A 26142-nucleotide genomic window follows, 5' to 3' on the forward strand; every position below is an offset into this window, starting at 1 on the left:
CAGCGAAAAGAGGAATCTTCTTATGAAACACATCATTGCAGTTTTGCTGGAAAACGAGCCGGGCGCTCTTTCCCGCGTGGTCGGCCTGTTCTCGGCGCGCGGCTACAACATCGAAAGCCTGACCGTCGCCCCGACGGAGGACCCGAGCCTGTCGCGCATGACGATACAGACCACCGGTTCCGACGACGTCATCGAACAAATCACCAAGCACCTGAATCGCCTGATCGAAGTGGTCAAGGTTGTCGACCTGACCGAAGGCTCCTACACCGAGCGTGAACTCATGATGGTCAAGGTGCGCGCGGTCGGCAAGGAGCGCGAAGAGATGAAGCGCATGGCTGATATATTCCGCGGGCGAATCATCGACGTGACGGAGAAAAGCTACACCATCGAGCTGACTGGGGACCAGTCCAAGAACGATGCGTTTCTGGAAGCCATAGACCGCAGCGCGATCCTTGAGACGGTGCGAACCGGCTCCAGCGGCATCGGCCGTGGAGAGCGGATTTTGCGGGTTTGATTTAAGTCGTCCGTGCGCGCGTTTCGACAGGCTCAACGCGAACGGATTTTGAGTGGCGATATGCGTTTACCGTTCGCCCTGAGCCTGTCGAAGGGCATTTTCGCCAATACCTATTCTGGAGAGAAACATGAAAGTTTTTTACGACAAAGATTGTGATTTGAGCCTGATCAAGGGCAAAACAGTCGCCATCATCGGCTACGGTAGCCAGGGCCACGCGCACGCGCAAAACCTGAACGACAGCGGCGTGAAAGTGGTCGTCGGCCTGCGCAAGGGCGGCGCTTCTTGGCCCAAGGTCGAAAAGGCCGGCCTGAAGGTCGCTGAAGTCGCGGACGCGGTCAAGGCCGCTGACGTGGTCATGATCCTGCTGCCCGATGAACAGATCGGCGCGGTTTACAAGAACGACGTGGCTCCCCACATCAAGCAGGGTGCTTCCCTGGTGTTTGCCCACGGCTTCAACGTGCACTACGGCGCCGTGATTCCGCGCGCCGACCTTGACGTCTGGATGGTCGCCCCCAAGGCACCCGGCCACACGGTGCGCAATACCTACGCCCAGGGTGGCGGTGTGCCTCACCTGGTCGCAGTGCACCAGGACAAGTCCGGCAAGGCCCGCGACCTGGCCCTGAGCTATGCCATGGCCAATGGCGGCGGCAAAGCCGGCATCATTGAAACCAACTTCCGCGAAGAAACCGAAACCGACCTGTTCGGCGAACAGGCCGTTCTGTGCGGCGGCACCGTTGAGCTGATCAAGGCCGGCTTCGAAACACTGGTGGAAGCCGGCTACGCCCCCGAAATGGCCTACTTCGAATGCCTGCACGAGCTCAAGTTGATCGTTGACCTGATCTATGAAGGCGGCATCGCCAACATGAACTACTCGATCTCGAACAACGCAGAATATGGCGAATACGTGACAGGCCCGAACATCGTGACCTCGGCCACGAAAGACGCGATGCGCAAGTGCCTGAAAGACATCCAGACGGGTGAATATGCCAAGAGCTTCCTGCTGGAAAACCAGGCCGGCGCGCCAACCCTGCTGAGCCGCCGCCGCCTGAATTCCGAGCACCAGATCGAAATCGTGGGCGAAAAGCTGCGCGCCATGATGCCTTGGATCGCGAAAAACAAGCTGGTCGACCAGACCCGCAACTGATCCAAGCCCGTCAGGGCTTTGTCCTGCAAAAAGCCGCGCAAAGGTCCTGCGCGGCTTTTTTTCTGACCAGGGCAGACTGGATGGGATGAGGTGAAGGTTTCTGCCGGGGCCGATCTTGGTATCCTTGGCGGCTTGAGTCGACGGCTTATTCCTTCAAGGAGGCCCGGCTTCTGGATGGCATCTACAGATGCTATGAATTTGATAGCTGTTTGCGCGCACCAGTTGTGCCTCAGGAGTGTTTTTATGCATGATGGTGAAGATTCGGCGTTCCCTACCGAAGCGGTGGTGATACGCAAGCGACGCAAGGGCATTTACATATTGCCCAATTTATTCACGCTGGCCGCCCTGTTTGGCGGCTTTTACGCCATCGTCATGGCTATGAACGGGCGCTTCGACCAGGCCGCCATCGGTGTGTTTTGCGCCATGATTCTCGACAGCCTGGACGGCCGCGTCGCCCGGATGACCAACACGCAAAGCGCTTTCGGCGAGCAGATGGATTCGCTCTCGGACATGGTGTCTTTCGGCGCCGCACCGGCGTTGATCGCCTACGTCTGGGCCTTGACCAGCCTGGGGCGCTGGGGCTGGATAGGCGCCTTTGTTTACTGCGCCTGCGCGGCGTTGCGTCTGGCTCGCTTCAATGTGAACACGGCCGTGGTTGACAAACGTTTCTTCCAGGGTCTGCCGTCGCCCGCCGCGGCGGCATTGGTGGCCGGCTTTATCTGGCTGATGACCGATGCGGGAGTCAGTGGACTGGAAGTGCGCTGGGTGACCTTCGGCCTCACGCTCTATGCGGGCCTCACTATGGTCACGAATGTGCCGTTCTACAGCTTCAAGGACGTGCAAATGAAGCGCAGCGTGCCTTTCGCGGCCATTGTGTTGATTGCGCTTGGGATCGCCGTTATCAATATCCATCCACCGACCGTGATGTTCGGCCTGTTTGTGCTGTACGGTTTTTCGGGCTACGTGCTGTACGGCTGGCGTAAGGCCAAGGGCCAGCAGACCAGCGTGATCTCGACGTCCACCGACGAACCCGACGAGCGCGGCCTTCACAAATAATTGTGGTACATTGACCGTATGAAACAAATTTCGCTAGCACTACTGCTATCTGCCAACGGGCGGAGACGGTAGCGCACGCGTACACCTGATTCAACGGCCCGTTTGCACCAGCAACGGGCCGTTTTTCTTTGGGTTGCTGGTTTTTTTGTAATCTTTGGGGTTGACGAGATGACCATGTTGAAAACACCTTCCAGCAAATACCAATCCTTCGCGCCAGTTCGACTGGCCGACCGCACTTGGCCCGACGCCGTGCTGACGCAAGCGCCCATCTGGTGCAGCGTGGACCTGCGGGATGGCAACCAGGCGTTGATCGAGCCAATGGATATTTCCCGCAAGCTCAGGATGTTCCACACCCTGGTGAAAATCGGCTTCAAGGAAATCGAGGTGGGCTTTCCATCCGCGTCCCAGATTGAATTCGACTTTCTCCGTCAGCTCATCGACGGTAATTTGATTCCCGATGATGTCACCATCCAGGTGCTGACCCAGGCGCGCGAGCCGTTGATCCGCCGCACTTTCGAGTCGCTCAAGGGCGCCAAAAAAGCCATCGTCCACCTCTACAACGCCACCGCGCCGGTCATGCGCCGCGTGGTGCTGGGCATGAATGAGGACGAGATTGTCCAGCTCGCGACCGACAATGCGCGGCTCTTCCAGCAACTGGCTGCGGCGCAGCCTGAAACGCAATGGACGTTCCAGTACTCACCCGAGATGTGGTCGGGCACCGAGCTGGCGTTTTCCAAGCGCGTTGTCGATGCCGTGACCGAGGTCTGGCAGCCGACGCCCGAGCGCAAATGCATCATCAACCTGCCGTCCACGGTGGAGCATTCCACGCCGAATATTTTTGCCGACATGATGGAGTGGATGCACCGCAACCTGGCTCGGCGCGACGCCATCGTGATCTCGGTTCATCCCCACAACGATCGCGGCACAGGCACCGCGGCCGGCGAGCTGGCCTTGATGGCGGGCGCCGACCGGATTGAAGGCTGTCTCTTCGGCAACGGCGAGCGCACCGGCAATGTGGACCTGGTGAATATCGCGCTCAATCTCTACACCCAAGGCGTGTCGCCCGGACTGGATTTCTCTGAAATCGACGAGATACGCCGCACAGTGGAGCACTGCAACCAGTTGCCCGTGCATCCCCGCCATCCTTATGCAGGCGATCTGGTCTACACCTCTTTCTCGGGCTCCCACCAGGACGCCATCAAGAAAGCCTTTGCCGCACGCAAAGAAGGCGATATATGGGACATGCCCTACCTGCCCATCGATCCCAAGGACCTGGGCCGCAGCTACGAGGCCGTGATCCGCGTCAACAGTCAGTCAGGCAAGGGCGGCATCGCCTACCTGCTGGAAAGCGAGTTCGGCCTCGAGCTCCCGCGCCGATTGCAGATCGAGTTCAGCCAGGTGGTGCAATCGGTGATGGATGCGACCGGCAAGGAGTTGACCGGCAAAGACATCTTTGCGCTGTTTGAGAAGGAATACGGCGTACAGACCGTAGCCGCACCGCAGCGTCTGGTGATTGAGGAAACCGGAAAAGCCGGCGGCGAGTCCTTCCACATCAAGGCCGAGGTTCAGCTTTGCGGCAGACGTCACGCCGTTGAGGGCACAGGCACCGGGCCCATTGATGCCTTCGTGGCCGGACTGGCTGCGGCGACAGGCCACACGGTTCGCGTGCTGGACTACCACGAGCACGCCATCGGGGCGGGGGCGAGCGCGCAGGCCGTGGCCTACCTGGAACTGCGGATCAACGACCAGACGCTGTTCGGCGTCGGTATGGATGGCAACATCATCTCCGCATCGCTCAAGGCCATAGTCTCGGGCCTGCAGCGCAGCAAGGCCAGCCAGCCTGCATGCGTTGCTACCATTACGGGTTAACCGCTCAGATCCCTCAAAACACAGAGCGCCCAACGCATCAGGAATCCCACCATGACTGACAAACTCATTATTTTCGACACCACTCTGCGCGACGGCGAGCAGTCGCCCGGCGCCTCCATGACCAAGGACGAAAAACTGCGGATTGCCCGCCAGCTGGAGCGCCTGAAGGTTGATGTGATCGAGGCCGGGTTTGCCGCCAGTTCCAATGGTGATTTCGAATGCGTGAAGGCTATTGCGGAGGTGGTGAGGGACTCCACCATCTGCTCGCTGGCACGCGCCAACGACAGGGATATTTCACGCGCCGCCGAGGCCCTGAAGCCCGCGGCCTCGGGACGTTTGCACCTGTTTCTGGCGACCAGCGCCCTGCACATGGAGAAAAAGCTGCGCATGACACCCGATCAGGTATTCGAGCAGGCCAAGCTCTCCGTGCGCTTTGCCAAAAACCTGATGGGTGATATCGAGTTCAGTCCTGAGGACGGTTATCGTTCAGATCCGGACTTCCTGTGCCGTGTGCTGGAGGCCGTGATCAAGGAAGGCGCGACCACTATCAACGTGCCGGACACCGTGGGCTACGCCATCCCCGAGCTCTACGGCAATTTCATCAAAAATTTGCGCGAACGCATACCCAACAGCGACAAGGCTGTCTGGTCCGTGCACTGTCATAACGACCTGGGCATGGCCGTGGCCAACTCTCTGGCCGGTGTGAAGATTGGCGGCGCGCGGCAGGTGGAATGCACCATCAACGGACTCGGTGAGCGTGCCGGAAATTGCTCGCTCGAAGAAGTGGTCATGGCTGTGAAGACCCGCAAAGATTACTTTGGCCTCGAACTCGGTATAGACACGCAGCACATCCTGGCCGCCAGCCGCATGGTGAGCCAAACCACGGGCTTCGTGGTGCAACCAAACAAGGCCGTGGTCGGCGCCAATGCGTTTGCGCATGCCTCGGGCATCCACCAGGACGGCGTGCTCAAGGCGCGCGACACCTATGAAATCATGCGCGCCGAAGACGTGGGCTGGAGCGCCAACAAGATCGTGCTGGGCAAGCTGAGTGGACGCAATGCGTTCAAACAGCGCCTGCTGGAGTTGGGCGTGGCCATGGAAAGCGAAGCGGACATCAACAATGCCTTCGCAAAATTCAAGGAGCTCGCAGACCGCAAGAGCGAGATCTTTGACGAAGACATCCTGGCGCTGGCGAGCGATGAAAGCGCTTCCCACGACAACGAGCAGTACGGCTTTGTGTCCCTGTCGCAACACAGCGAAACCGGCGAACGTCCCCAGGCCAGCGTCGTTTTCACTGTGGCCGGCAAGGAAGTCAAAGGCGAATCCGACGGCAACGGCCCTGTTGATGCCTCCCTCAAAGCCATCGAGTCACACGTCAAAAGCGGTGCGGAAATGGTGCTTTACTCCGTGAACGCCATCAGCGGGTCGACGGAAAGCCAGGGAGAAGTCACGGTGCGCTTGCAGAACAGCGGGCGGGTGGTGAATGGTGTGGGCGCCGACCCCGACATTGTGGTGGCATCGGCAAAAGCCTATTTGAGCGCGTTGAACAAGCTCCAAAGCAAAGCTGACCGCGTGGCGGCACAGGGATGATGTAACAATTCGGAAAATAAAATCCTTTGTATTCAATGACTTAGCGTTGAATCTGGGTGCAGATGGGGCTTCAGGCGTTAAAAACGTCACAAAGTGATTGTATTTTTAGGAAAGTCGCGCAAGTTTTTGATATTGCGTGACTTTTTCTATTTGTATACACTCCAGCCATCCCATTCATTGCAATCCACGCAGGCAAGACCATCATGTCTCATCAGATTTTCAATCGCGCATTAAAAATCGTTGGATTCATGGCCCTGATCGCCGCCTTTGCAGTGCCAGCCGCGAATGCGGCAACCGCCAAAAAAACCATTGTCAAAAAGCAGCACGCCTCGTCCAAGGCGTCGGCTTCCCAAAAAGTTATTTCCACACGCAAGAGCGTACGTTTTGTTGCAGGTACAAAACGCAGAAGCATCATCCGCGTGTCCATTCCGGCCAAACCATCCTTCGGTCAGATTGCCGGTTTGCACGGCTCGCAAGATCCCCTTGAACTGAAGTCCAGCGTTGCGCTGGTGATCGACCAGGACACACGTGAAGTGCTGTTCAGCAAGAACGATCATGCTGTGTTGCCGATCGCATCCCTCACCAAATTGATGACCGGCGTCATCGTCAGCGGCGCCAAGCTGCCCATGGATGAGCTCATCACGATCACGCAGGACGACGTTGACACCGAAAAGGGAAGCAGTTCACGCCTGAAGGTCGGCACCACGCTCACGCGTGGTGAACTGCTCCACCTGGCCCTGATGTCCAGCGAGAACCGCGCTGCGCACGCCTTGGGCCGTACCTATCCCGGTGGCATGGGCACGTTTGTCAGCCTGATGAACGCCAAGGCCAAAATGCTGGGCATGACGGACACCAGCTATGTAGAACCCACCGGCCTTTCCAGCCGCAATCAGTCCAGTGCGCAGGATCTGGCGACGCTGGTCAACGCTGCACATGGCGACCCGATGCTGCGCGAGCTCTCCACGTCGACGGGTTATCAAGTCGCTGTCGGCACCCGCACGCTGCAATACAACAATACAAATCGCCTGGTGAAGAATCCCGACTGGGATATCGGCCTGCAAAAAACCGGCTACATCTCTGAGGCCGGCCAGTGCCTGGTCATGCAGACCAAAATCGCGGGCCGCAAACTGATCATGGTGTTTCTGGATTCCGCCGGCAAGCTGAGCCGCTTGGGTGATGCCGAACGTGTACGCCGCTGGGTGGAGTCGAATCCGGTGGCCGAACCCAAGGTGAATGTCAGCACTTCCATCAAGCAGGTGAACGGCTGAGCATTCCCGAGGTGCGCAGCCTGCTATTGTATTGATAGCTGCTTGCGACCGACCTGATTGGGCTGCAGCCTATTTTTACTTGGGTTTGTAGCCCAGTGCGGCTGAAATCTCATTCGCAGTCGCCTGCAGCTTGGGCAGCCAGTGTTCGTCCAGCCGGTCGGCCGGGGCCGAAATCGACAAGCCCGCTACCAGCTGGTTCTGGTCATCGTAAATACCTGCAGCCATGCAGCGCACTCCCAACTCCAGTTCTTCGTTGTCGCGTGCGATGCCGTATTGGCGCGCTTTGGAAAGCTCGCGTTCCAGAATTGGCAGCTGCGTGATGCTGTTGCGTGTCTGCCCCGGCAGGCCGGTGCGCGTCGCGTAGGTCCGCAGGCGCTGCGGGTCGTCAAACGCGAGGAACAGTTTGCCCACAGACGTCAAATGCAGCGGCGCACGACCCCCGATGGCCCGTACCACCTGCATGCCGGAGCGTTCACTGTAGGCTCGCTCCACGTACACGATTTCATCGCCCTGGCGCATGCTCAGGTTGACCGGTTGCTGTGTGAGCTTGTGCAACTCGCGCATGGGCAGCAGCGCAGCGTCGCGGACGTCCAGACGGGCCTTGACGAGGTTGCCCAGCTCCAGCAGTCGCATGCCCAGCCGGTAGCTGCCCGCTGCGGGGCGATCCACAAAACGGCCCGTGGCCAGATCGTTCAGGATGCGATGTGCGGTAGAGGGGTGGAGCCCCGACTTCTCGCTGATTTCCTTGAGCGAAAGCGCTTCCTCGCGGTTCGCCAGGATTTCGAGCAGCGTGAACATCCTTTCAATGACCTGAACGGTCGGCGTGGCGGGAAGGGCTGAGTCGGGCTTTTTCATTTGCAGGCTTTCTGCTGCAAATTTTACCCTGTGAAATCCCGATGCGCTGGATGGGGTGCCTGGTTGGCCTATGCCTATGCCTGGTCGGATGACCTGCCTGTATTTTCCACCGCAGGCTCTGCGGAAAGCACCCACTGCCCGTCGATCAGCACTTCGTTGGGCCTGAATCCGGCCTTGTAATTCATTTTTGGGCTTTCCGCGATCCAGTAGCCCAGGTACACATAGGGTAAATCGAGGCGCCGGGCCTGCTCGATCTGCCACAGCACGCTGTAGTTGCCGTAGCTTGCGCGGCCATCCGGCTCATAAAACGTATAGACCGCGGAAATGCCGTCTTCCAGCACATCAAGGATGGACACCATCTTCAGGGCGCCCGGTTCGCCGTCAGGCAGGCTTTCACGAAACTCAACCAGGCGCGAATTCACGCGGCTTTGCAGGAGAAACTGTGTGTACTGGTCAATGCTGTCATGGTCCATGCCGCCGCCTGCGTGGCGGCCGTTCTGGTAACGCAGGTAGAGCTGGTAGTGCTCCGGCATGAAGCAGAGCTTGAGGATGCGGGCCTGCAGCGTCTGGTGCCGCTTCCAGGCGCGGCGCTGGCTGCTGTTCGGGCTGAAGCTGCCAACAGGCACCCGTAGCGGGACGCAGGCCTGGCACCCATCACAGTAGGGGCGGTAGGTGAACATGCCGCTGCGCCGGAAGCCGTTGGTCACCAGGTCCGAATAAGCGTCGTTGTGGATGAGGTGGCTGGGTGTGGCAACCTGCGAGCGGGCCTGCTTGCCCGGCAGATAGCTGCACGGGTAGGGCGCCGTTGCGTAGAACTGCAAGGTTTGCAGTGGCAGGTCTTTGAGATGTGTCACGGTAGGTCCAGGGTTCCCTTCGTTCCCGTCGTCAGTATCTGATTCCAGTATACGGGCTCAAAGCGCCAGCCGGGTCCCGTTTTACCCACGCTTTGCCCGAGGTGGGCAACAAATTCCGCCCGGCTGATTTCCCCCGCGCCCAGGGACGCCAGGTGATGGGTATTTTGCTGGCAATCAATCATGGTGATGTGATGTTCACGGCAAAAAGCCACCAGTGCCGCCAGCGCGATTTTGGATGCATCGGTCTGGTGCGCAAACATCGATTCGCCAAACACCATGCGGCCCAGATTCACACAATACAGGCCACCCGCCAGCTCGCCGTCGATCCAGGTCTCCACGCTGTGCGCATGGCCTGCCTCATGAAGAGCGGTATAGGCCTGCACCATGTCAGGAACAATCCAGGTACCGGGTTGGCCGGAACGCGGCTTGCTGGCGCAGGCGTCGATGACGCGCTCAAAGGCGCTGTCGAACCTGATTTCGCAGCGAGGCTGTTCCTGAAAACGAACTACCGTTTTGCGCAGCGACCGGTGCAGCTTGAAGTGGCGAGTCTGCAGCACCATGCGAGGGTCAGGGCTCCACCAGAGCACGGGCTGGCCGAGGCTGTACCAGGGGAAAATGCCCTGCGAATACGCATGGACCAGGGTCGGCACATCCAGCGCTGCACCAGCCGCCAGCAAACCGGGTGCCGGGTCATGAGGTCCCCACGCGGTATCCAGCGAGGGAAAGTTTTCGCCGGCGGCAAGCCAGGGCACGGGGCGCGGGAGTTTACCCATGGTTTAAAAATGGACAGTCATAAAGCCATTAAAACAGTGGGCCGTGAAGGACATGCGCAAATGGTAGCCGAGCAGGCTACCGCGACATGGCCAACGCGTTGCCGAGATCAGTGATTCATAGAGATGCTATTGATTTGATAGCTGCTTGCGCATATCAAACAAGGGTCAGGGGCCAATAGGGCTTTGTGCTTTTTGCCCGTGCGGGGCCGGCCGCTCGCCATTCAGCAGAAACGGCATTGGCAGAATGCCGCGAGCTCAAAAAGCCAGAAAATTGACGCTATAATCTAAGGCTGTATTCCTCAATAGCTCAGTTGGTAGAGCGCCGGACTGTTAATCCGTAGGTCCCTGGTTCGAGCCCAGGTTGAGGAGCCAATAAATTCAAGGGCCTGCACGCAAGTGCGGGCCTTTTGTCTTTTCAGGCGTTGCGAATGTAATTTCCAGCCTCGTGTTCTGCCGCGGAGTGATCAATCGCCGGGTAGGTACCTAGTACCATCGTGATCATGAAAATCTTCGGACACGCAAGCCAACGAGCAGGACCGGATCAACTATATCCGCCTGTCCAGTTCAAAGTTGATCACTTCCGGACCATGGACAACATGCAAAGCTCCAACATCAAGCAGCGGATATTCGGCGCCTTCCTGGTGCCTTTGCTATTTGTGTCAGCCAGTCATGCGCAAGTCTATAAGTGGGTAGATGCGAAGGGGCAAACGCATTATTCTTCGCGAAAGGATGATGCCGGCGCGGCCAGGGCAGATGAAGTGAAGCTGCCGCCTCAGCCAGCACCCTCTCCAATAGCCAAACCTTCAGCCGAATACTTGCGTGGGCAAAACAAGCAAACGCCACCACGCCTGGTGCCGGAGAAGGAGGCTGACAGCCCGCCCACGCCAAAACCGCCCAAATCGCTCTCCGGGGGAAAAGAAGATGGCACCGATGCGTCACGCTGTGCGCTGGCTCGGGACGTCCTTAGCGGCGCTGTAAGGCACCGCAATGGGCAACCCACGGACAAATATGATCGTGACGTTGCCCAAAATGATGTCCGGGCATTTTGCCGCTAGTGGCACCGCTGCTTAAATTTGCGCGTGTTCCTGAAGGCCACGGAAAACGAATGACCGCATCCATGACTGAAACCGTTTTCGACCACGAATACCCCCGCGTGCTGAGCATTGCAGGTTCCGACAGCGGCGGCGGGGCCGGCATCCAGGCTGACCTCAAGACCTTTGCCGCGCTGGGTTGCTACGGCATGACGGCCATCACCGCGCTGACGGCCCAGAACACGCGCGGCGTTCGCGCCATCCATGGCGTGCCGCCGCAGATGCTGCGCGACCAGATCGACGCTGTCATCGAAGACATAGGTACGGATGCGGTGAAGATCGGCATGCTGCACGCGCCCGACATCGTACAGACCGTGGCCGAGGCGATCGATCGGCATGCGTTGCAGAATGTGGTGCTGGACCCTGTCATGGTCGCCACCAGCGGCGCGGTGCTGATCGACAACCCGGCCATTGCGGTACTGGTGCGGGAGCTGTTTCCGCGTGCCATGGTGGTCACCCCAAATCTCGACGAAGCTTCGCTGTTGGTGGGCCGCCCGCTGGGCGATGAGCAGGCCATGCAGGCCGCCGCACAGGAGTTGCTGACGCAGGGCGCCCGCGCCGTGCTGCTCAAGGGCGGGCATTTGCCCGGCGATGTGGTCAGCGATTTACTGGCCACGCAAAGTGGCGAACTGCACTGGATGCGCGGGCCTCGCATTCCCAGCCCCAATACCCACGGCACCGGTTGCACGCTGTCGTCTGCGATTGCCGCGCACCTGGCGTTGGGGCACCCACTGCTGCAGGCCGTGCAGCTCGCACGTGCCTATGTGCGCGCGGCGCTGGAGGCCGGTGCGCGGGTGCGTACAGGTGCCGGTGGCGGACCGCTGAACCACGGCCACGCGCCCATCGCGATGCGGCTTAAGCTGCTGCGCTAGGGCTTGGATTTCCGGCGCGAGTGAGGCGTGCCAGCACAAAGGTCAGCACCAGTGTTGGCAAAGCCGCTCCCCAATCCGGCGCGAACTTGGCGCACAGGTGATAGCAGGCAATGCCCAGCACCCAGATCGCGACGGCGCTGGGGTTCACCTTGCGTTCGGCTACCAGCGAAGCGATATCGGCCGTGCCGGCCAGCCGTGCCAGGATCACGCCATACAAAGGTACAAACACCGAACTGAGCATCAGCAAAAAAGGCTCCAGGCTGTGCATGGGCAGCACCAGTGCCAGCGCGGTGCACAGCAGTGCCAGCCCCACGCCCCAGCGCCGCACGCTCCAGGCAGGTTTCAGGCTGTGGCCGGCTACCGAGCCCGAATAGAGATCGCCATACGCGTTGTCGACCTCGTCGATCAGGATCAGCCCCAGCGCGATCAGGCCGCCTTGCGCCAGCAGCAATGCGGCGACCAGGTCGGTGCTGGGTGCGGTGATGGCGACCAGCACGCCCAGCGCATAGCACCAGATATTGGCGACGGCGTAGCCCATCCAGGTGCCGCGCAGCGCGGCTTTGCCATCGCGTCCATGGCGCGCGAAATCGGCCACGAGGGGTAACCACGACACCGGCATTGCGATCACCAGGTCGAGTGCGGACAGCGTGCTCATGCCGTCTTCGCCTGGCCGCATCCACAGCGCGCTCAGGCCCTGGGCATTGGCCTTGGCCAGGAATTGCCAGCTCAGCCACAGCAACGAGGCGATGACCAGTGGCAAGCCGTAGCGGCCTATGAATTTGCGCACCAGCTTGACCATGGAGCCCGACAGCAGCGCCAGCAGCACCGCGCCCCACAGCAAAGTGGCCAGAAGCGGCCAGAAGGCACCTGCAAAGTTGCCGGACTGGCGCGCAATAGCCACTGTTCCGTCGCGCATCACCACAAGCTCAAACGTGGTCCAGCCGATGAGCTGCACAATGTTGAGCAGCACCGGCAGGCGCGCAAAGCTGCTGCCGTAGGTGGCATGCATCAGCCCGGCGCTGGAAAGCCCACTGTCGCAGCCGATCCTGGCCGTCCAGGCCAGCAAGCCGGCGCCAAGTACCGAGCCGCAGACGATTACCGTCAAGGCTGTCTGGGTGCCAACGGCCGGTACCAGGTAGGCGCCGATCTGCATGACCAGCAGGCCCACCCCGAGGCTGAGCCACAGTGCGGCATGGTCGCTCCAGCCGAACAGGCGGTCGCTGGAGGGCAACGGCGCAAGCGCGGTGTTGCCGGCGGCAGCAGAAGTAGAAGTCGTGGTCATCAGCAGTTCCGATCATCGATGCCAGGTCGGCCTGCTTGAAGCCCGCAAGAACAGCGGGCATCCGGAACATGCTTCCCTGCGCGAGGATTACCTCAAATCAGGTTCAAAGGGACTTTCTCAGCCGCCGCAACTCGCACGACGAATTGCAGCAACACCCCCAGCGAAAGCGCCTGTGTAGACGCCAGCCAAATTGTAGGGCGATTCCGGGCGGGCCTATTGCGTAAGCCGTACAGGCAACAAAAAGCCCGCACGCGGCGGGCTTTCAGGTGGAAGCGAGCCAGCTCGGCTCAGTCGTCAAACACCGGAGATTCAACGCCCAGCACCTTGTGCAGTTTCGGGCTGGTCGTGGTGTATTGGAGGTGGATCTTCTTGTCCGGGAAGATCAAGGGAGCCGCGCCAAAGGCTGCCAGCGCGCACTCATGGAAGCCGCTCAGAATCAGCTTCTTCTTGCCGGGATAGGTGTTGATGTCGCCCACGGCAAAGATACCCGGAACATTGGTGGAAAACTTCTCGGTATCCACCTTGAGCTGTTTGCGCTCGATGTCCAGGCCCCAGTTGGCGATCGGCCCCAGCTTGGGTGACAGGCCGAAGAACACCAGCAGCACGTCCAGCGGCACCACGCGCGTGACGCCGTCGGAACCCGTGACCTTGGCACCGGTCAACTTGCCTTCTTTTTCTTCGTAGCCGGTGATCTGGCCCACGATGAACTGCATTTCGTAGGCATCGCAAAGCTCGCGCATTTTGGCCACGCTGGCAGGCGCCGCCTGGAAGCCGTCGCGGCGGTGAATCAGGATCACGCTCTCGGCCTTGTTCGGGCCTTCGGCGACAAAGTTCAGCGTCCAGTCAAGCGCCGAATCACCGCCGCCCACAATCACCAGGTTTTTTCCGGCAAAGTCGGCCGGGCTTTTCACGCGGTAGAACAGCTGGCTGTCGTCGAACTTCTCCAGGCCTTCGACGCGCAGCAGCTTGGGCTGGAAGGCACCCACACCTGCCGCGATAAAAATCGTTTTGGTCAGAAAGCGCGTGCCTTTGGAGGTCTCGACGAAGAAGCGGCCGTCCTGCTGCTTTTCAACCACGCTGACTTCCTGGCCGAAATGAAAGGTCGCACCAAAGGGCTCGATCTGCTTGAGCAGGTTGTCGGTGAGCTCTTTGCCGGTGCAGACGGGCACGGCCGGAATGTCGTAAATCGGCTTGTCGGGGTAAAGCTCAATGCATTGGCCGCCCGGGTAGGCCAGCGAGTCGATCACATGGGCCTTGATCTCAAGCAGCCCCAACTCAAACACCTGGAACAGGCCGACAGGCCCGGCGCCCACAATCACCGCATCGGTTTCGATGGGACCGTCGTGCTGCGCTGCGGTATTGATCACTTCTTGGTTCAGTTGGGGTTCCATGGTTCCTGGGGCGCTTTGCAAAGCGCGTGGCGGCCCGGGGAGGGCGAGATGCCGGTGGCTTCAGGCCGGATAAGCCGAATAGCCGGATGAACCGGCTTAGTAGGGCTTAGCGGACCAATTCGGACAGTTTGCCCGTCTTGTCTTTCCATTCCTCGGCGTCGGGCAGGGCATCCTTGCGCTTGGTGATGCTTTTCCAGCCCGCGGCACGGCTCAATTCCACATTGAGCTGGATGAATGCCACCTGGTCGGCCGGCACGTCTTCCTCGGCGTAGATGGCATTGACCGGGCATTCGGGGATGCAGACGGCGCAGTCGATGCATTCGTCCGGATCGATCACCAGCATGTTGGGGCCTTCCCGGAAGCAATCCACGGGGCAGACATCCACACAGTCGGTGTATTTGCAGCGGATGCACGATTCGGAGACGATGTGAGTCATGTTATTTGGGGCTAATCGGTGGAAACCCTCAATTTTAAGAGGATTCCGTGAGCAGGGTTAAGTCGTTGAAGGGCGCGGGGCTTGGATCCCGGTCAAAGGACCAGCACGGCACCTGAAGTCTTGTTTGAGGCGGTGTCCACCAGGACCAGCGAGCCCAGCATGCGCGAACGGGCATAGGGCAGGGTGGCCAGCGGTTCCTGCAGGCTCAGCTCGATGTGGCCGATGGCATTGGGCGGCAGCTCGCTGGCGTCTTCTTCGGCGAGGGTGTTGACATCGAGCTTGTGAACGATGCGTTTGACCTTGGCCTTGACCCAGCGGTGGCCGTGCAGCGCCCAGTAGATGCGCCCGGCGACCAGCGGCTCATCGTCCATCCAGGCCACGGTGGCCGAGATATCCCGTGAGGGCTCAAAGGTATCCGTGGCCAGCAGCCAGTCGCCGCGCGACACATCGACTTCCCGGTCCAGCACGATGCCTGCACTGTGGCCGGCCAGGATGGCCTTGGGCTGGCGGGCATGGTCCAGCACCTGGGCCACCACGGCCGTCTTGCCGCTGGGGAGTATGGTCACGCTCTGGCCCGGCTGTACGCCGCCCGAGGCAACGCGGCCCCAGAAGACACGCCGGCCCTGGGAGGTATCGGATGAGGACGAAAACTTTTCAACCCATTGCACCGGGAAGGCAAAGGCTTCGGTGGTCTCGGCCGGCGTGACGGGCAGGTGTTCCAGCAACTGCAGCAGCGACAAGCCTTCATAACCGCACCAGCCGGGCTGGGCGTCCACCACGTTAAAGCCCTTGAGGGCAGACACGGGAACGGTCGCTTTCACCGGGATTTTCGCGGCCCGGGCGAATGTTGCCAGCGCTGCTTGAATGTTCCTGAAAGCCAGCGTTGGGTCTTCCACGGCGTCGAGCTTGTTCACGGCGAACACGATGGACGGCACGCGCAGCAGGTTGACCAGCAGCGAATGGCGGCGGGTTTGCTGCAGCAGCTCCAGCGCGGGGTTTTTCCAGTCGAGCTTGGTCGCATCCACCAGCACGACGGCGGCGTCGGCACTGGAGGCGGCCGTCACCATGTTGCGGGTGTATTGCTCATGCCCAGGGGCATCGCCGATGATGAATTTGCGGCTTTCAGTGGCGAAATAGCGGTAGGCCACGTCAATGGTGATGCCCTGCTCGCGCTCGGCCGAAAGGCCGTCCGTCAGCAATGCCAGGTCGGTTTCACCCTGGCGCTGCACGCCGGCCAGGTGGTCCTGCAGCACGGCCTTGCTGTCCACCAGCAGGCGGCCGATCAGAGTGCTTTTGCCGTCGTCGACCGAACCGCAGGTGATGAATTTCAACGCAGGTTTCAGGTCATTTTGGCCTGCAACCGTTTCTGGCTGTGCGCCGTCAGCTATCAAATCAGTAGTGTGGGTACTTGTGGTCATCTCAGTCTCAAAAATGGTGGCAAGGTCTTTATCAGTGGGGGCCGCGGGTCCGGCTGTGCCGGTCCGCAGGCGCCGCCCCCTGGGGGGAGCAGGCGAAGCCTGTCCGGGGGAGAACTAAAAATACCCGTCTTTCTTGCGCTTTTCCATCGAAGCGTCGGAGGTCTTGTCGTCCATGCGCGTTGCGCCGCGCTCGCTCACGTCGGCGGCCAGCGTTTCGATCACGATCTCGGCGGCCGTGGCGGCCGGGCTGTCGACCGGGCAGGTGCAGGTGATGTCGCCGACGGTGCGGAAACGCACGGTCTTTTCAACGATCTGCTCCCCGTCGCGTGCCGGGGTGAGGTCCGTCACCGGTACCAGCAGGCCCTTGCGTTCGACCACCTTGCGCTGGTGCGCGTAGTAGAGCGAAGGCAGTGCGATTTGCTCCCGTTCGATGTACTGCCACACGTCGAGTTCGGTCCAGTTGGAGATCGGGAACACCCGGAAGTGCTCGCCGGGCTGCAGCCGGGTGTTGAACAGCGTCCAGAGCTCAGGGCGCTGGGCCTTGGGTTGCCATTGGCCGAAGCTGTCGCGGTGCGAAAAGATGCGCTCCTTGGCGCGGGCTTTTTCCTCGTCGCGGCGCGCGCCGCCAATCAGGGCGTCAAAGCGGAATTCGTCAATCGCCTCAAGCAGCGTGACCGACTGGTGCACATTGCGCGATTCGCCTGGGTGGGCCAGGCGCACCGTGCCGCGTTTCATCGAGTCTTCGACATTGCGCACGATCAGCTCGGCGCCCAGTTCTTTTGCGCGGAAGTCACGGAAGTCGGTCACTTCGTGGAAGTTGTGGCCGGTGTCGATCATCAGGAGCGGGTAGGGGATGCGGCCCACGCCGAAGGCCTTTTCCGCGCACTTGAGCATCACCAGCGAATCCTTGCCGCCCGAAAACAGCAGGGCCGGGCGCTCAAAGGCGGCGGCTACTTCGCGCAGGATGAAGATGGTTTCCTCTTCCAGCGCATCGAGATGGGAGTTGGACAGCCGCGCGATGGAGATCGCCGGGTCGGCTGGCAGCAGGTGGGATGGTGTGCGGGCGTTCATAGGTCAGTCAGTGCGCAAGGTGCAGGCCGCATTCGCGGTTGTCTTCGCCCTTGGTGGGGTCCACATAGTCAAAATTGTTGGGCAGGCCGTTGATCTCACAGTACTGGTAAAGGTCCTTGGACGACCAGTGCAGGAGCGGCGCGACCTTGATCAGTCCGTCGGGGTTGACGCTGACCGGGTCCATCTGGGCGCGTACCGCGGTGTCGGTGGCGCGCAAGGCCGTGAACCAGACCTGGGGCGCGGTTTCACGCAGGGCGCGGGCAAATGGCTCGAGTTTGACTTCTTCGGTGAAGGCAGCATGGCGTGGATCGTCCAGCGCCGGGGTCAGGCCTTCCACCGCCTCGCGGTGCGCACGGGAGCGGCGCGGCAGGTAAATATGCAGGTCCAGCTTGAGCAGCTTGGTCACTTCGTCGGCGAACTGGTAAGTGGCCTCGGTGTTGTAGCCGTTGTCCATCCAGACCACGGGAACGCGGGGATTGGCGCGCGTCACCATGTGCAGTATCACCGCCTCGAAGGGGCGGAAATTGGTGGTGACGATGGCAGGCCGGCCCAGTCCCACGGCCCAGCCCACCAGGCCCTGTGCGTTGTGGCCGAGTTCTGCGTTGATTTTTGCAAGGTCGAGGCTCATGGTGTTCAGGCGGCAGCCGCCTCCTTGAAGTGGGGTTGCACGTCTACCGCATCGCCCTGGTATTTGCCTGCTTTGTAGCCGGGGTAGCTGCTCAACACACGTTGGGCAACGGCCATGTCCTGGTCAGCACGCAGCACGGCAGTGTCAAAGCCGCTGCGCTCCATCTGGGCGAGCTGGTCCACCAGTACGTCGCCGGTGGCGCGGATTTCACCCTTGAACTCGCGGCGGCGGCGCAGCAGGAAGGCCTGGCTGTAGGCGCGGCCATCGGTGAACTTCGGGAAGTGCAGGTCAATGCGCGCGATGCCGTCGAGTGTGATCTCGAATGGATCGGCATCGTTCGCAAGGACCAGGGTACCGGGTTGTTCGGCGCCGCTTTGTTCGCTGAAAGGCAGTAATTTCATCGTGATTTCCTTTCCAGTGTTCAGTGCGCGACGGTGTTGGGGGCAAAGCGCGCATTCTTGGCGGCGGCCTTGTAGGGTTCGATGCCGACGCGGCGGAAAGTCGCAATGAACGTTTCGCCGTCTTCGCGCAGCTGGCGATAGGTGTCGAGCACTGCTTCAATGACTTCCGGCACTTCGGCGCCGGTGAACGAAGGGCCCACCACCTTGCCAGGCACCGAGGCGCCGCTCAGCGTGGAACCATCGGAGCCGCCCAACGACACCTGGTACCACTCAAGGCCGTCCTTGTCTACGCCCAGGATGCCGATATGGCCGCTGTGGTGGTGGCCGCAGGAGTTGATGCAGCCGCTGATGTGCAGGTCGATCTCGCCCAGGTCGTGCAGCTCGTCCATGTCCTGGTAGCGCTCGGTGATGGCTTCGGCAATCGGGATGGAGCGCGCATTGGCCAGCGAGCAGAAATCACCGCCGGGGCAGGCGATCATGTCGGTCAGCAGGTGGATATTGGGCTTGGCAAAACCGGCCTTGCGGGCGGCGCGCCAGAGTTCGGGCAGCTCGTCGCAACGCACCCAGGGCAGCAGCAGGTTCTGGTCGTGCGTGACGCGCACTTCACCGGCGCTGAACTGGTCGGCCAGATCGGCGGCGATGTCGAGCTGGTCGGCCGTCGCGTCGCCGGGCGCCTGGCCCAGGCGCTTGAACGACAGCGTCACGGCGCGCAGGTCGGGGTTCTGGTGCGGGGCCACATTGCGCTGCAGCCAGCGGCCGAACTCCACGTCGTCTTCGGCGGCGGCGCGCAGGATGTTGGCAATTTTTGTATCGGCGCTCTTGCGGTCGCAATTGAGCGCAGGCGGCACAAAGCAGGCTGTCACGCGGTCGAGTTCTTCCTGCGTGATGGTGTGCGGCGCGCCATCGTGTTCCAGGATCTGCTTGTATTCGGCCTCGACGTCGTCAATGTAGCGCTGGCCTTCGGCTTTCACCAGAATCTTGATGCGGGCTTTGTAGATGTTGTCGCGGCGGCCATAGCGGTTGTACACGCGCACCACGGCTTCCAGGTAATTCATGATCTGGTTCCAGGGCAGGAACTCGCGGATCACCGTGCCGATCACCGGCGTGCGGCCCATGCCGCCGCCCACCAGCACCTTGAAGCCCAGCTCGCCTTCGGCGTTGCGGATCAGATGCAGGCCGACGTCGTGCCAGGCGGTGGCGGCGCGGTCTTCGCGGGCGCCGCTGATGGCGATCTTGAACTTGCGCGGCAGGAAGGCGAACTCGGGGTGCAGCGTGCTCCACTGGCGCAAGATTTCGCCGAAGGGACGCGGGTCGGCAATTTCGTCGACGGCGATGCCCGCGCGCTCGTCGCTGGTGATGTTGCGGATGCAATTGCCGCTGGTCTGGATGCCGTGCATGCTGACACTGGCCAGCAGGTCCATTACCTCGGCGGATTTGTCGAGCGGGATCCAGTTGTACTGAATGTTCTGGCGCGTCGTGAAGTGGGCGTAGCCGGTGGTCAGCTTGGAGCTGACCGACAGGCCGTTTTTCAGGTTCACGGGGCCGAGCTTGTCCTGTTTGGACTGGGCTTCGTTGAACAGCGCGGCGTTGGGCTGGTCGTACTCGCGGGCGATTTTGGCCAGCACGCGCACTTGCGCGCTGGAGAGCTCGCCATAAGGCACCGCCACGCGCAGCATGGGCGCATAGCGCTGTACATACCAGCCGTTTTGCAGGCGCAAGGGGCGAAATTCGTCTTCAGGCAACTGGCCTGCCTGCCAGCGGGTCAGCTGGTCACGGTACTGGTTGGCGCGGGCCTTGACAAACTCGCGGTCAAATTCTGTGTATTGGTACATGGCTGTCGGGATTCAAACGTCGTGGGATTTTTATAAGGAGAGGGTCAGATCGAAATCAGTTTCACGCCGGCATAGGCCAGCAGCACGGACAACAGCGAGCGGATCACGCGGTCTGGCGTTTTGTGCACCAGGTGCGAACCGAGCCAGATGCCGGGCAGGGAGCCTGCCAGCAGCTTGATGAGCAAAGGCCAGTCTACCGAACCGATGGAGGCATGGCCCAGGCCGGCCACCAGCGTCAGGGGCACGGCATGGGCGATGTCGGCCGCCACGATGCGCGGCAGCGGCAGGGTGGGGTAGAGCAGCATCAGCACGATCACGCCGATGGCGCCCGCGCCGACTGACGTCAAAGTGACCAGCGTGCCGATGACCGCACCAAACAGCAGCGGCAGCGACCAGTGGCGCGCACGCGTGGCCTGGCCTATGAGTTCGGGCGCGATGGTGGTCGGGGCGGCCTTGCCGCGCAGCACCTTGTAGGCCGTGGCGCCGGCCGTCAGCAGTAACGCCAGGCCGAGGGTGGTGGTCATGATGGCTTGCGTAGCCGGGTTGGCGGGGCCCATGCGCTGCAACATATACAAGGTCGCCAAGGCAGCCGGAATGCTGCCGGCTGCAGTTTGCCCGACGATTTTCCAGTCGACCACACGGGCGCGGGCCAGGCTGACGGTGCCGCCCATCTTGGTAAAGGCGGCAAACAGCAAGTCGGTACCGATGGCCAGGTGCGGTTTGACGCCGAAAAAGAAGATCAGCAGCGGCGTCATCAGCGAGCCGCCGCCCACCCCTGTCAAACCGACGACGAGGCCGACGGCAAAACCAGCAAATACAAAGGCAAATTCATGCATAGCGGGAGAATGTAAGTGCGCGACTTATAAAAACAAACTACACATTTGTTCTGCCGTTATGCAGATAAGCTTATTCGCCAATAAATATGCGGGTTTCGAACGGTTTTTTCGTGTTGGCGGCATAAGGCTTGCATTCAGGTTGGCCGTTCACCAGCCGACCCGTCACAAAGCGCTGGTACAGTCCCTGCTCTTTCGGATGAGCTGCCCGGTTTTGGGCTTGCCGCACGAACCGAATTGCCCATTTTTGGAGAAAACCCGTGAAATTGATGAAGTCCGCCCTGATGGGCGGTTTGTTTCTGGCCTGCGCCACGGCGGTGACGCTCGCCCAGGGCAGCCCGAAGCCTCCCATCAAGATCGGCGAAATCAACAGCTACTCCGCCATTCCCCAGTTCGCCCAGCCTTACCGGCAAGGCTGGCAGCTTGCGGTCGAGGAAATCAATGTGGCTGGTGGTCTGCTGGGGCGCAAGATCGAAGTCATCTCGCGCGATGACGCCGGCAAACCCGAAGAAGCCCTGCGCCAGGCCGTCGAGCTGACCTCAAAGGAAAGGGTGGATGTGCTGGCGGGAGGGTTTTACTCTAGCGTCGGGCTGGCGCTGGCCGGCCATGCCCAGGCCAGCCGGCGGGTGTTTATCGCCAGCGAATCGCTGGCCGACGCCATTGTCTGGGAGCAAGGCAACCGCTACACCTTCCGCCTGCGGCCTAGTACTTATATGCAGGCGGCCATGCTGGTCGAAGAGGCAGCCAGGTTGCCGGCCAAACGCTGGGCCACGATTGCCCCCAATTACGAATACGGCCAGAGCGCAGTCACTGTATTCAAGGAGTTGCTGAAAGCCAGGCGCCCGGACGTCGAGTTTGTGAGTTACCAGTGGCCGGCCCTGGGCAAGATAGAAGCCGGCCCGACGCTGCAGGCGGCCATGCAGGCAAAACCCGAGGCGATCTTCAACGCGACTTTCGGCGCCGACCTGGCCAGGCTGGTTCGTGAGGGCAACCAGCGCGGCATTTTTTCCCGTATGCCGGTGGTGTCGATGCTTTCGGGGGAACCCGAGTACCTGGATGCGCTGAAAGACGATACGCCGAAAGGCTGGATCGTCACCGGCTATCCGTGGGACCAGATCGACTCCCGCGAGCATGCCAGCTTTGCCGCCAACTACTATCGCCGCTTCAATGAATATCCCAAAGTCGGTTCGGCGGTGGGCTACGCCACCATGCAGGCGATTTTTGCCGCCATCCGCAGGGCCAATTCCACCGACAACGAAAAGCTGGTGGTGGCGCTGCGTGGCCTGAAATTCTCCACGCCTTTCGGCCCCGCCGAATTCCGCGCCATTGACCACCAGTCCACCATGGGCGCCTATGTGGGCAGGCTGGACCTGCGCGGCCACAAGGGCACCATGGTGCAATGGCGCTATGCCGACGGCAAGGCCTATTTGCCAAGCGATGCGTATGTCAAGGCCCGCAGGCCCGCCGCGGCCATGAAGTGACGTTTTGACAACGCAGGCGCTGAATTCCTTGAAGCCTCCCCGGCGATCCCCCCATAATCGGGCGCAATGACGAATACGGGTGGTGAGGCTGTCAAGCGGGTTTTTGTAAAAGTGTTCGGGTTTGATGACGTTGAGCGTCATGCCCTGAACGCGGTGTTTCGCATTTCCGAAACACGACCTATCGCCTACACCCCCTGGACGCCCGACGCGCCCGAAGAGGCCTTGATGGCGCTGATTGACGGCGACAGCTGGGAAGCTGCGCTGGAGCTGGCCAACCCCGCGAATGACGACTTCACTCTGATCTGGATCGGCGACAACCCGCCGGCCAGGGCGCGCCTGGTGATTCCACGCCCGCTGCAGTGGACCGCCGTGATTGACGGCATGGACGAATTGCTGGCCGCTGAACGGCGGCAGGCCGCGCAGGCTCTGCCGCCGGGCAAAACGCGTGGTGAGAAGGACCTGGATCTCGACCTGCTGTCCGAATCCACCGCGCTGCTGGACCTCGATCTCGACTTTGATTCGCAGGCGCCTACCGCGCCGGCGCCGCTGGAAGCCCCGGAGCCCCTGCCGGAGCGCCCTCAAGTGTTGGTGGTGGATGCTGATCGCGACGCGCGTCTTTACCTGCGTGCCAGGCTGGCCATGGCCGGTTTCGTGAAGATAGACGAGGCGACCACCGGCACCGAAGCGCTCAAGCTGATTGACACGCATCTTTACAAGCTGGTGATTCTCGACATGGAGCTCCCCGACATTGAGCCCTGGGAAATGGTCAAGCGGGTGGAGGCATCGCGCCCTGCCATCGCCTATCTGATTTTGACCGGCAACCGTCTCTCCCCGCTGGACACCGTGCGCGGATGGTTCGGCGGCGCGCGCGGCAGCCTGCGCAAACCCCTGCACCCCGGAAAGCTCAAACGCCTGCTGCGCAGCGTGGAGTGAAGGCGCTCATTACGCCCTGAATGCTATCTATTTGATAGCTGCTTGCGCCCGTTCCCCCTTGGTTTCAGCCCTGTTTGGCTTAAAAATCTCAAATATTGACGATCAGCGCGGGCAGGGCATGCTGCGGCATCAGCGCCTCCGCCAGCCGCTGTTCAATCGGCAAAGGTTCGGCGTGCAGCTTCGCCGCCAGCAATTCCCCGCAAAGCGCGGCAAACGTCAGCCCGCGCGAGCCCATGCCGCTGCACACCCACAGGCCCGGGCTTTCTTCCAGCGGGCCCAGTGCGGGCAAGCGGCTGGGCGTGGCACAGCGCACACCCGCCCAGGACTGAACCTTCCCGGGCTCAAACTGTGCGGCCAGTGCACGGGCGGTTTGCGGCAGCAGGGTTTGCAGCCGGCTGAAATTGTGCTGGTCGTCCTGGGGCCGCGTTTCGGCCTGGGTGTTGTCGCGTTCAAAGCTGGAGCCCATGACCCAGGCCAGGCCGCCGGCCTTGCTGGGCAGGGGCACCGCGGGCACCAGGCTGCCATGGCCGTTCACGGGAAAGGGCGGCAGTGCGCTGGCCGCGCCGGGCTCATGCAGGCCCCAGCTCACTTGGCCCCGGATGGCCTGCAGTGCAAGGTCACCAGCCTTGTTCGTTGCGGCGCCGGCAGCCAGTTCGAGGCTGGCATAACCGGCCGCCAGCACCACGAGTTCGGCGCGGGCCAACTCCCGGCCCTGCGCATCCAGAACCTGCCACTGGCCCGAGGCCTGGTTCAGGCGGCTCACCACTGATCGGCCGTGCGATTGCACACCCGGCCCAGCCAGCCAGGCGTCGACCAGGGCGGCCGGCCGGATCCAGCCCGCCCGCGCATGCCACAACGCGGGCGTATCCGGCGGCAGGCCGCATTGCCTGAGCTGGGCAGCGTCGGCTGGCCCTGTCCAGTCCCCAGCGGCGTCGGCCCAGTCCGTTTGCCAGGCCTCGGGCTGTTTGCGCGGGTGCTCCACCGCATGCTCCAGTACGCCGGTGCGGCCCCAGTCGCCGGCCTGCAGCATTGCCTCGGCCTGCTGCAGCGTGGCGCGAATGCCATGGCGCGACAGGCGCGAGAGCGGGTTGTCGTCGGGCGAGACATGCGGCGCCAGCAAGCCGGCGGGCAGGCCGGACGCCCCGGTGGCGGGCTCTTCGGCTGCGTCCAGCACCACGACCTGCCAGCCGCGACGCGCCAGGCTGGCCGCCACAGCCGCGCCGGCCAGGCCGGCGCCAATCACCACGCAGCGCCCGGGCAGCCGGCGAGCGGGCGAGGGCTGCGCTTTTTTAGGTTCCCACGCCGGGTTGAACTCACCCTGCAGGTTGTCGCGTTTGGGCGGAATGCCCGGCACCTTGTTGACCACAAATCCGCATTGCGCCAAGGCGTCGCGCACGCTGCGTGCAATCGTCCAGGTGGCGATTCGCGTGCCGCGCCGGCAGCAGCGGGCCACCGCCTTGAAGGTGTGCACGTCCCAGATGTCCGGATTGCGCTGCGGGCTGAAACCGTCCAGGTAGACCGAATCTGCCTCAAACGATTGTTCGCGCAGCATGGCCTTGGCGTCGCCGATGCACAGCGTCAGCAAGACTTGGCCGCCTTCAAACACCAGCCGGTGAAAGCCCGGCAGCAGGCCCCACAGCTGGCGCTGCAGCTGTTCGGCGAAGGGAAGTAGTTCAGGGTGGGTTCGGGCGCTGCGCAATACGTCTTCGGCGCTGGCCGGAAAGGCTTCCGTCGAGACGAAATGCAGCAGGCCAGGGCGCTGTGGGTCGGCCTTCCAGGCGGCCCAAGTCACGAGGAAATTCAGGCCCAGGCCGAAGCCGGTTTCAAGAACAGTCCATTGTGGCTGGCCAGCCCAGGCTTCGGGCAGGCCGCAGCCCTTGAGGAAGACTTCTTTAGCCTGGTCCAGGCCGCCCAGCTCGCTGCGGTAGCGGTCGCCAAAGCGCGGGCTGTAGGGGCTGCCGCCGGCTGTGCCGTCGTCCAGCCACTCGATCACCTCAGCCATGGCCGACCAATGCAAGTTTCATTGTTAGTGACAGGCGTGTGGTCCCCGGTTTCAGGCCAGCCGGGGCCGCGGAACCGGCTTTGCCGGGCCGCAGGCGCAGCGGCCCCCTCGGGGGGCAGCGCAGTACGCGAAGCGACAAGCGTGGGGGCCTTATTGAGTCGGGGGAACGTAGCCTTGGACGGCATCGGCGCCGTCGCCGAAGAAGTGTTTTTCCATCTGGCGCGCCAGGTACTGGCGGGCGCGGGCATCGGCCAGGTTCAGGCGGTTTTCGTTGACCAGCATGGTTTGCTGCTTCATCCACTCCGCCCAGGCTTCCTTGCTGACTTCTTCCCAAAGGCGCTTGCCCAGCGGGCCGGGATAGGGCGGAAAGTCCAGGCCTTCGGCTTCTTTACCGAGTTTGATGCATTTGACGAGGCGTGCCATGGGGTAGTTCTTTCGTAGGGCTAAGGTGTCTAAGGATGTTTGTGGAATAAAGAACTGATTTTTTATTCGTTCCAGTTTCTAAGGTCTGCTTCCAGAATCCATTTTGTTCGCATTTACACGCAATT

At 61.5% G+C, this 26142-nt stretch carries 24 protein-coding genes and 1 tRNA gene; 11 read left to right on the forward strand and 14 right to left on the reverse strand.

The annotated features are described in order from the left end of the window. Nucleotides 1-22 precede the first annotated feature (22 nt). The 6 genes from ilvN to pbpG all read left to right on the forward strand — a co-directional run bounded on the left by ilvN (nt 23) and on the right by pbpG (nt 7441). Nucleotides 23-514 carry an acetolactate synthase small subunit gene (ilvN, locus tag AC1D13_RS04905; RefSeq protein WP_011483239.1) on the forward strand — a complete coding sequence of 164 codons (492 nt, stop codon included), beginning with the start codon at nt 23-25 and terminating at the stop codon, nt 512-514. Between the two features lie 127 nt (nt 515-641). After that, on the forward strand, nt 642-1658 hold the full coding sequence (gene ilvC / locus AC1D13_RS04910; RefSeq protein WP_348050421.1) for a ketol-acid reductoisomerase: 1017 nt from the start codon (nt 642-644) through the stop codon (nt 1656-1658). Nucleotides 1659-1901: 243 nt separating this feature from the next. Continuing rightward, on the forward strand, nt 1902-2714 hold the full coding sequence (pssA, locus tag AC1D13_RS04915; protein ID WP_457278605.1) for a CDP-diacylglycerol--serine O-phosphatidyltransferase: 813 nt from the start codon (nt 1902-1904) through the stop codon (nt 2712-2714). A gap of 174 nt (nt 2715-2888) precedes the next feature. After that, nucleotides 2889-4583 (forward strand): 2-isopropylmalate synthase, encoded by a 1695-nt coding sequence (gene leuA / locus AC1D13_RS04920; protein ID WP_477689061.1) that lies wholly within the window; start codon nt 2889-2891, stop codon nt 4581-4583. A gap of 51 nt (nt 4584-4634) precedes the next feature. Beyond that, the gene (locus tag AC1D13_RS04925) at nt 4635-6173 is read left to right on the forward strand and encodes a 2-isopropylmalate synthase (RefSeq protein ID WP_457278603.1); all 1539 of its coding nucleotides are present in this window, start codon (nt 4635-4637) and stop codon (nt 6171-6173) included. Between the two features lie 203 nt (nt 6174-6376). After that, on the forward strand, nt 6377-7441 hold the full coding sequence (gene pbpG / locus AC1D13_RS04930) for a D-alanyl-D-alanine endopeptidase (protein ID WP_457278602.1): 1065 nt from the start codon (nt 6377-6379) through the stop codon (nt 7439-7441). Nucleotides 7442-7516: 75 nt separating this feature from the next. On the opposite strand, the gene AC1D13_RS04935 is transcribed toward pbpG, so the two are convergent. The 3 genes from AC1D13_RS04935 to aat all read right to left on the reverse strand — a co-directional run bounded on the left by AC1D13_RS04935 (nt 7517) and on the right by aat (nt 9923). Beyond that, entirely contained in the window at nt 7517-8296 is a 780-nt protein-coding gene (locus tag AC1D13_RS04935) for an IclR family transcriptional regulator (RefSeq protein ID WP_457278601.1), read from the reverse strand. 74 nt (nt 8297-8370) lie between these two features. After that, nucleotides 8371-9150, reverse strand: coding sequence for an arginyltransferase (locus AC1D13_RS04940; RefSeq protein ID WP_457278600.1), 780 nt, complete (start codon nt 9148-9150; stop codon nt 8371-8373). After that, a complete protein-coding gene (gene aat, locus AC1D13_RS04945) occupies nt 9147-9923 on the reverse strand; it encodes a leucyl/phenylalanyl-tRNA--protein transferase (protein WP_457278599.1) in 777 nt (258 codons plus the stop codon). Before aat ends, AC1D13_RS04940 begins: the two co-directional genes overlap by 4 nt. Nucleotides 9924-10219: 296 nt before the next feature. Here aat and AC1D13_RS04950 point away from each other — a divergent pair. The 3 genes from AC1D13_RS04950 (at nt 10220) to thiD (ending at nt 11886) form a co-directional block, all read left to right on the forward strand. Further along, nucleotides 10220-10295, forward strand: a tRNA-Asn gene (locus AC1D13_RS04950). A gap of 128 nt (nt 10296-10423) precedes the next feature. Next, nucleotides 10424-10978 carry a DUF4124 domain-containing protein gene (locus AC1D13_RS04955; protein WP_477667265.1) on the forward strand — a complete coding sequence of 185 codons (555 nt, stop codon included), beginning with the start codon at nt 10424-10426 and terminating at the stop codon, nt 10976-10978. 62 nt (nt 10979-11040) lie between these two features. Continuing rightward, complete coding sequence (gene thiD / locus AC1D13_RS04960; protein ID WP_477667266.1) at nt 11041-11886, forward strand: bifunctional hydroxymethylpyrimidine kinase/phosphomethylpyrimidine kinase; 846 nt, start codon at nt 11041-11043, stop codon at nt 11884-11886. On the opposite strand, the gene AC1D13_RS04965 is transcribed toward thiD, so the two are convergent. From AC1D13_RS04965 to AC1D13_RS05005, 9 genes are all read right to left on the reverse strand, one after another. Further along, complete coding sequence (locus AC1D13_RS04965) at nt 11870-13168, reverse strand: purine-cytosine permease family protein (RefSeq protein WP_477667267.1); 1299 nt, start codon at nt 13166-13168, stop codon at nt 11870-11872. The genes thiD and AC1D13_RS04965 overlap by 17 nt on opposite strands. 287 nt (nt 13169-13455) lie before the next feature. Next, entirely contained in the window at nt 13456-14559 is a 1104-nt protein-coding gene (locus AC1D13_RS04970) for an NAD(P)/FAD-dependent oxidoreductase (protein WP_457278595.1), read from the reverse strand. A gap of 106 nt (nt 14560-14665) precedes the next feature. Next, on the reverse strand, nt 14666-14995 hold the full coding sequence (gene fdxA, locus AC1D13_RS04975; RefSeq protein ID WP_457278594.1) for a ferredoxin FdxA: 330 nt from the start codon (nt 14993-14995) through the stop codon (nt 14666-14668). A 92-nt stretch (nt 14996-15087) separates the two neighbouring features. Then, nucleotides 15088-16413: a sulfate adenylyltransferase subunit 1 gene (locus AC1D13_RS04980; protein WP_457278593.1), complete on the reverse strand. Its 1326-nt coding sequence runs from the start codon at nt 16411-16413 to the stop codon at nt 15088-15090. 114 nt (nt 16414-16527) lie between these two features. Then, nucleotides 16528-17484 carry a sulfate adenylyltransferase subunit CysD gene (gene cysD, locus AC1D13_RS04985; protein ID WP_457278592.1) on the reverse strand — a complete coding sequence of 319 codons (957 nt, stop codon included), beginning with the start codon at nt 17482-17484 and terminating at the stop codon, nt 16528-16530. A 7-nt stretch (nt 17485-17491) separates the two neighbouring features. Then, nucleotides 17492-18112, reverse strand: a complete 621-nt coding sequence (locus AC1D13_RS04990) for a phosphoadenosine phosphosulfate reductase domain-containing protein (protein WP_457278591.1) — start codon at nt 18110-18112, stop codon at nt 17492-17494. A 5-nt stretch (nt 18113-18117) separates the two neighbouring features. Beyond that, nucleotides 18118-18513: a DUF934 domain-containing protein gene (locus tag AC1D13_RS04995; RefSeq protein ID WP_457278590.1), complete on the reverse strand. Its 396-nt coding sequence runs from the start codon at nt 18511-18513 to the stop codon at nt 18118-18120. Between the two features lie 20 nt (nt 18514-18533). Next, on the reverse strand, nt 18534-20345 hold the full coding sequence (locus AC1D13_RS05000; RefSeq protein WP_457278589.1) for a nitrite/sulfite reductase: 1812 nt from the start codon (nt 20343-20345) through the stop codon (nt 18534-18536). Nucleotides 20346-20389: 44 nt separating this feature from the next. Further along, entirely contained in the window at nt 20390-21181 is a 792-nt protein-coding gene (locus AC1D13_RS05005; RefSeq protein ID WP_457278588.1) for a sulfite exporter TauE/SafE family protein, read from the reverse strand. 266 nt (nt 21182-21447) lie between these two features. Here AC1D13_RS05005 and AC1D13_RS05010 point away from each other — a divergent pair, with 266 nt between their 5' ends. Both AC1D13_RS05010 and AC1D13_RS05015 read left to right on the forward strand, forming a co-directional pair. Continuing rightward, nucleotides 21448-22659, forward strand: a complete 1212-nt coding sequence (locus AC1D13_RS05010) for an ABC transporter substrate-binding protein (protein WP_457279760.1) — start codon at nt 21448-21450, stop codon at nt 22657-22659. Nucleotides 22660-22725: 66 nt separating this feature from the next. After that, nucleotides 22726-23592, forward strand: a complete 867-nt coding sequence (locus AC1D13_RS05015) for a response regulator transcription factor (protein WP_457278587.1) — start codon at nt 22726-22728, stop codon at nt 23590-23592. Nucleotides 23593-23680: 88 nt separating this feature from the next. Here the strand turns inward: AC1D13_RS05015 and mnmC are convergent, their stop codons facing one another. Both mnmC and AC1D13_RS05025 read right to left on the reverse strand, forming a co-directional pair. Then, nucleotides 23681-25594, reverse strand: a complete 1914-nt coding sequence (gene mnmC / locus AC1D13_RS05020; protein ID WP_457278586.1) for a bifunctional tRNA (5-methylaminomethyl-2-thiouridine)(34)-methyltransferase MnmC2/FAD-dependent 5-carboxymethylaminomethyl-2-thiouridine(34) oxidoreductase MnmC1 — start codon at nt 25592-25594, stop codon at nt 23681-23683. Between the two features lie 150 nt (nt 25595-25744). Beyond that, nucleotides 25745-26017 (reverse strand): oxidative damage protection protein, encoded by a 273-nt coding sequence (locus tag AC1D13_RS05025; protein ID WP_457278585.1) that lies wholly within the window; start codon nt 26015-26017, stop codon nt 25745-25747. Nucleotides 26018-26142: the final 125 nt, after the last annotated feature.

The sequence above is a fragment of the Polaromonas sp. P1_E12 genome (assembly GCF_056405975.1).

What these genes read in the sequence shown, in the direction of transcription:
- ilvC (WP_348050421.1), top strand. Translation starts at nt 642, where the DNA reads ATGAAAGTTTTTTACGACAAAGATTGTGATTTGAGCCTGATCAAGGGC.
- AC1D13_RS04990 (WP_457278591.1), bottom strand. Translation starts at nt 18,112, where the DNA reads ATGAGCCTCGACCTTGCAAAAATCAACGCAGAACTCGGCCACAACGCA.
- AC1D13_RS05000 (WP_457278589.1), bottom strand. Translation starts at nt 20,345, where the DNA reads ATGTACCAATACACAGAATTTGACCGCGAGTTTGTCAAGGCCCGCGCC.
- ilvN (WP_011483239.1), top strand. Translation starts at nt 23, where the DNA reads ATGAAACACATCATTGCAGTTTTGCTGGAAAACGAGCCGGGCGCTCTT.
- leuA (WP_477689061.1), top strand. Translation starts at nt 2,889, where the DNA reads ATGTTGAAAACACCTTCCAGCAAATACCAATCCTTCGCGCCAGTTCGA.
- AC1D13_RS05010 (WP_457279760.1), top strand. Translation starts at nt 21,448, where the DNA reads ATGAAGTCCGCCCTGATGGGCGGTTTGTTTCTGGCCTGCGCCACGGCG.
- AC1D13_RS04980 (WP_457278593.1), bottom strand. Translation starts at nt 16,413, where the DNA reads ATGACCACAAGTACCCACACTACTGATTTGATAGCTGACGGCGCACAG.
- cysD (WP_457278592.1), bottom strand. Translation starts at nt 17,484, where the DNA reads ATGAACGCCCGCACACCATCCCACCTGCTGCCAGCCGACCCGGCGATC.
- AC1D13_RS04935 (WP_457278601.1), bottom strand. Translation starts at nt 8,296, where the DNA reads ATGAAAAAGCCCGACTCAGCCCTTCCCGCCACGCCGACCGTTCAGGTC.
- AC1D13_RS04970 (WP_457278595.1), bottom strand. Translation starts at nt 14,559, where the DNA reads ATGGAACCCCAACTGAACCAAGAAGTGATCAATACCGCAGCGCAGCAC.
- fdxA (WP_457278594.1), bottom strand. Translation starts at nt 14,995, where the DNA reads ATGACTCACATCGTCTCCGAATCGTGCATCCGCTGCAAATACACCGAC.
- pssA (WP_457278605.1), top strand. Translation starts at nt 1,902, where the DNA reads ATGCATGATGGTGAAGATTCGGCGTTCCCTACCGAAGCGGTGGTGATA.
- AC1D13_RS04965 (WP_477667267.1), bottom strand. Translation starts at nt 13,168, where the DNA reads ATGACCACGACTTCTACTTCTGCTGCCGCCGGCAACACCGCGCTTGCG.
- AC1D13_RS05005 (WP_457278588.1), bottom strand. Translation starts at nt 21,181, where the DNA reads ATGCATGAATTTGCCTTTGTATTTGCTGGTTTTGCCGTCGGCCTCGTC.
- AC1D13_RS04955 (WP_477667265.1), top strand. Translation starts at nt 10,424, where the DNA reads ATGAAAATCTTCGGACACGCAAGCCAACGAGCAGGACCGGATCAACTA.
- mnmC (WP_457278586.1), bottom strand. Translation starts at nt 25,594, where the DNA reads ATGGCTGAGGTGATCGAGTGGCTGGACGACGGCACAGCCGGCGGCAGC.
- AC1D13_RS04995 (WP_457278590.1), bottom strand. Translation starts at nt 18,513, where the DNA reads ATGAAATTACTGCCTTTCAGCGAACAAAGCGGCGCCGAACAACCCGGT.
- AC1D13_RS05025 (WP_457278585.1), bottom strand. Translation starts at nt 26,017, where the DNA reads ATGGCACGCCTCGTCAAATGCATCAAACTCGGTAAAGAAGCCGAAGGC.
- aat (WP_457278599.1), bottom strand. Translation starts at nt 9,923, where the DNA reads ATGGGTAAACTCCCGCGCCCCGTGCCCTGGCTTGCCGCCGGCGAAAAC.
- pbpG (WP_457278602.1), top strand. Translation starts at nt 6,377, where the DNA reads ATGTCTCATCAGATTTTCAATCGCGCATTAAAAATCGTTGGATTCATG.
- thiD (WP_477667266.1), top strand. Translation starts at nt 11,041, where the DNA reads ATGACTGAAACCGTTTTCGACCACGAATACCCCCGCGTGCTGAGCATT.
- AC1D13_RS04925 (WP_457278603.1), top strand. Translation starts at nt 4,635, where the DNA reads ATGACTGACAAACTCATTATTTTCGACACCACTCTGCGCGACGGCGAG.
- AC1D13_RS05015 (WP_457278587.1), top strand. Translation starts at nt 22,726, where the DNA reads ATGACGAATACGGGTGGTGAGGCTGTCAAGCGGGTTTTTGTAAAAGTG.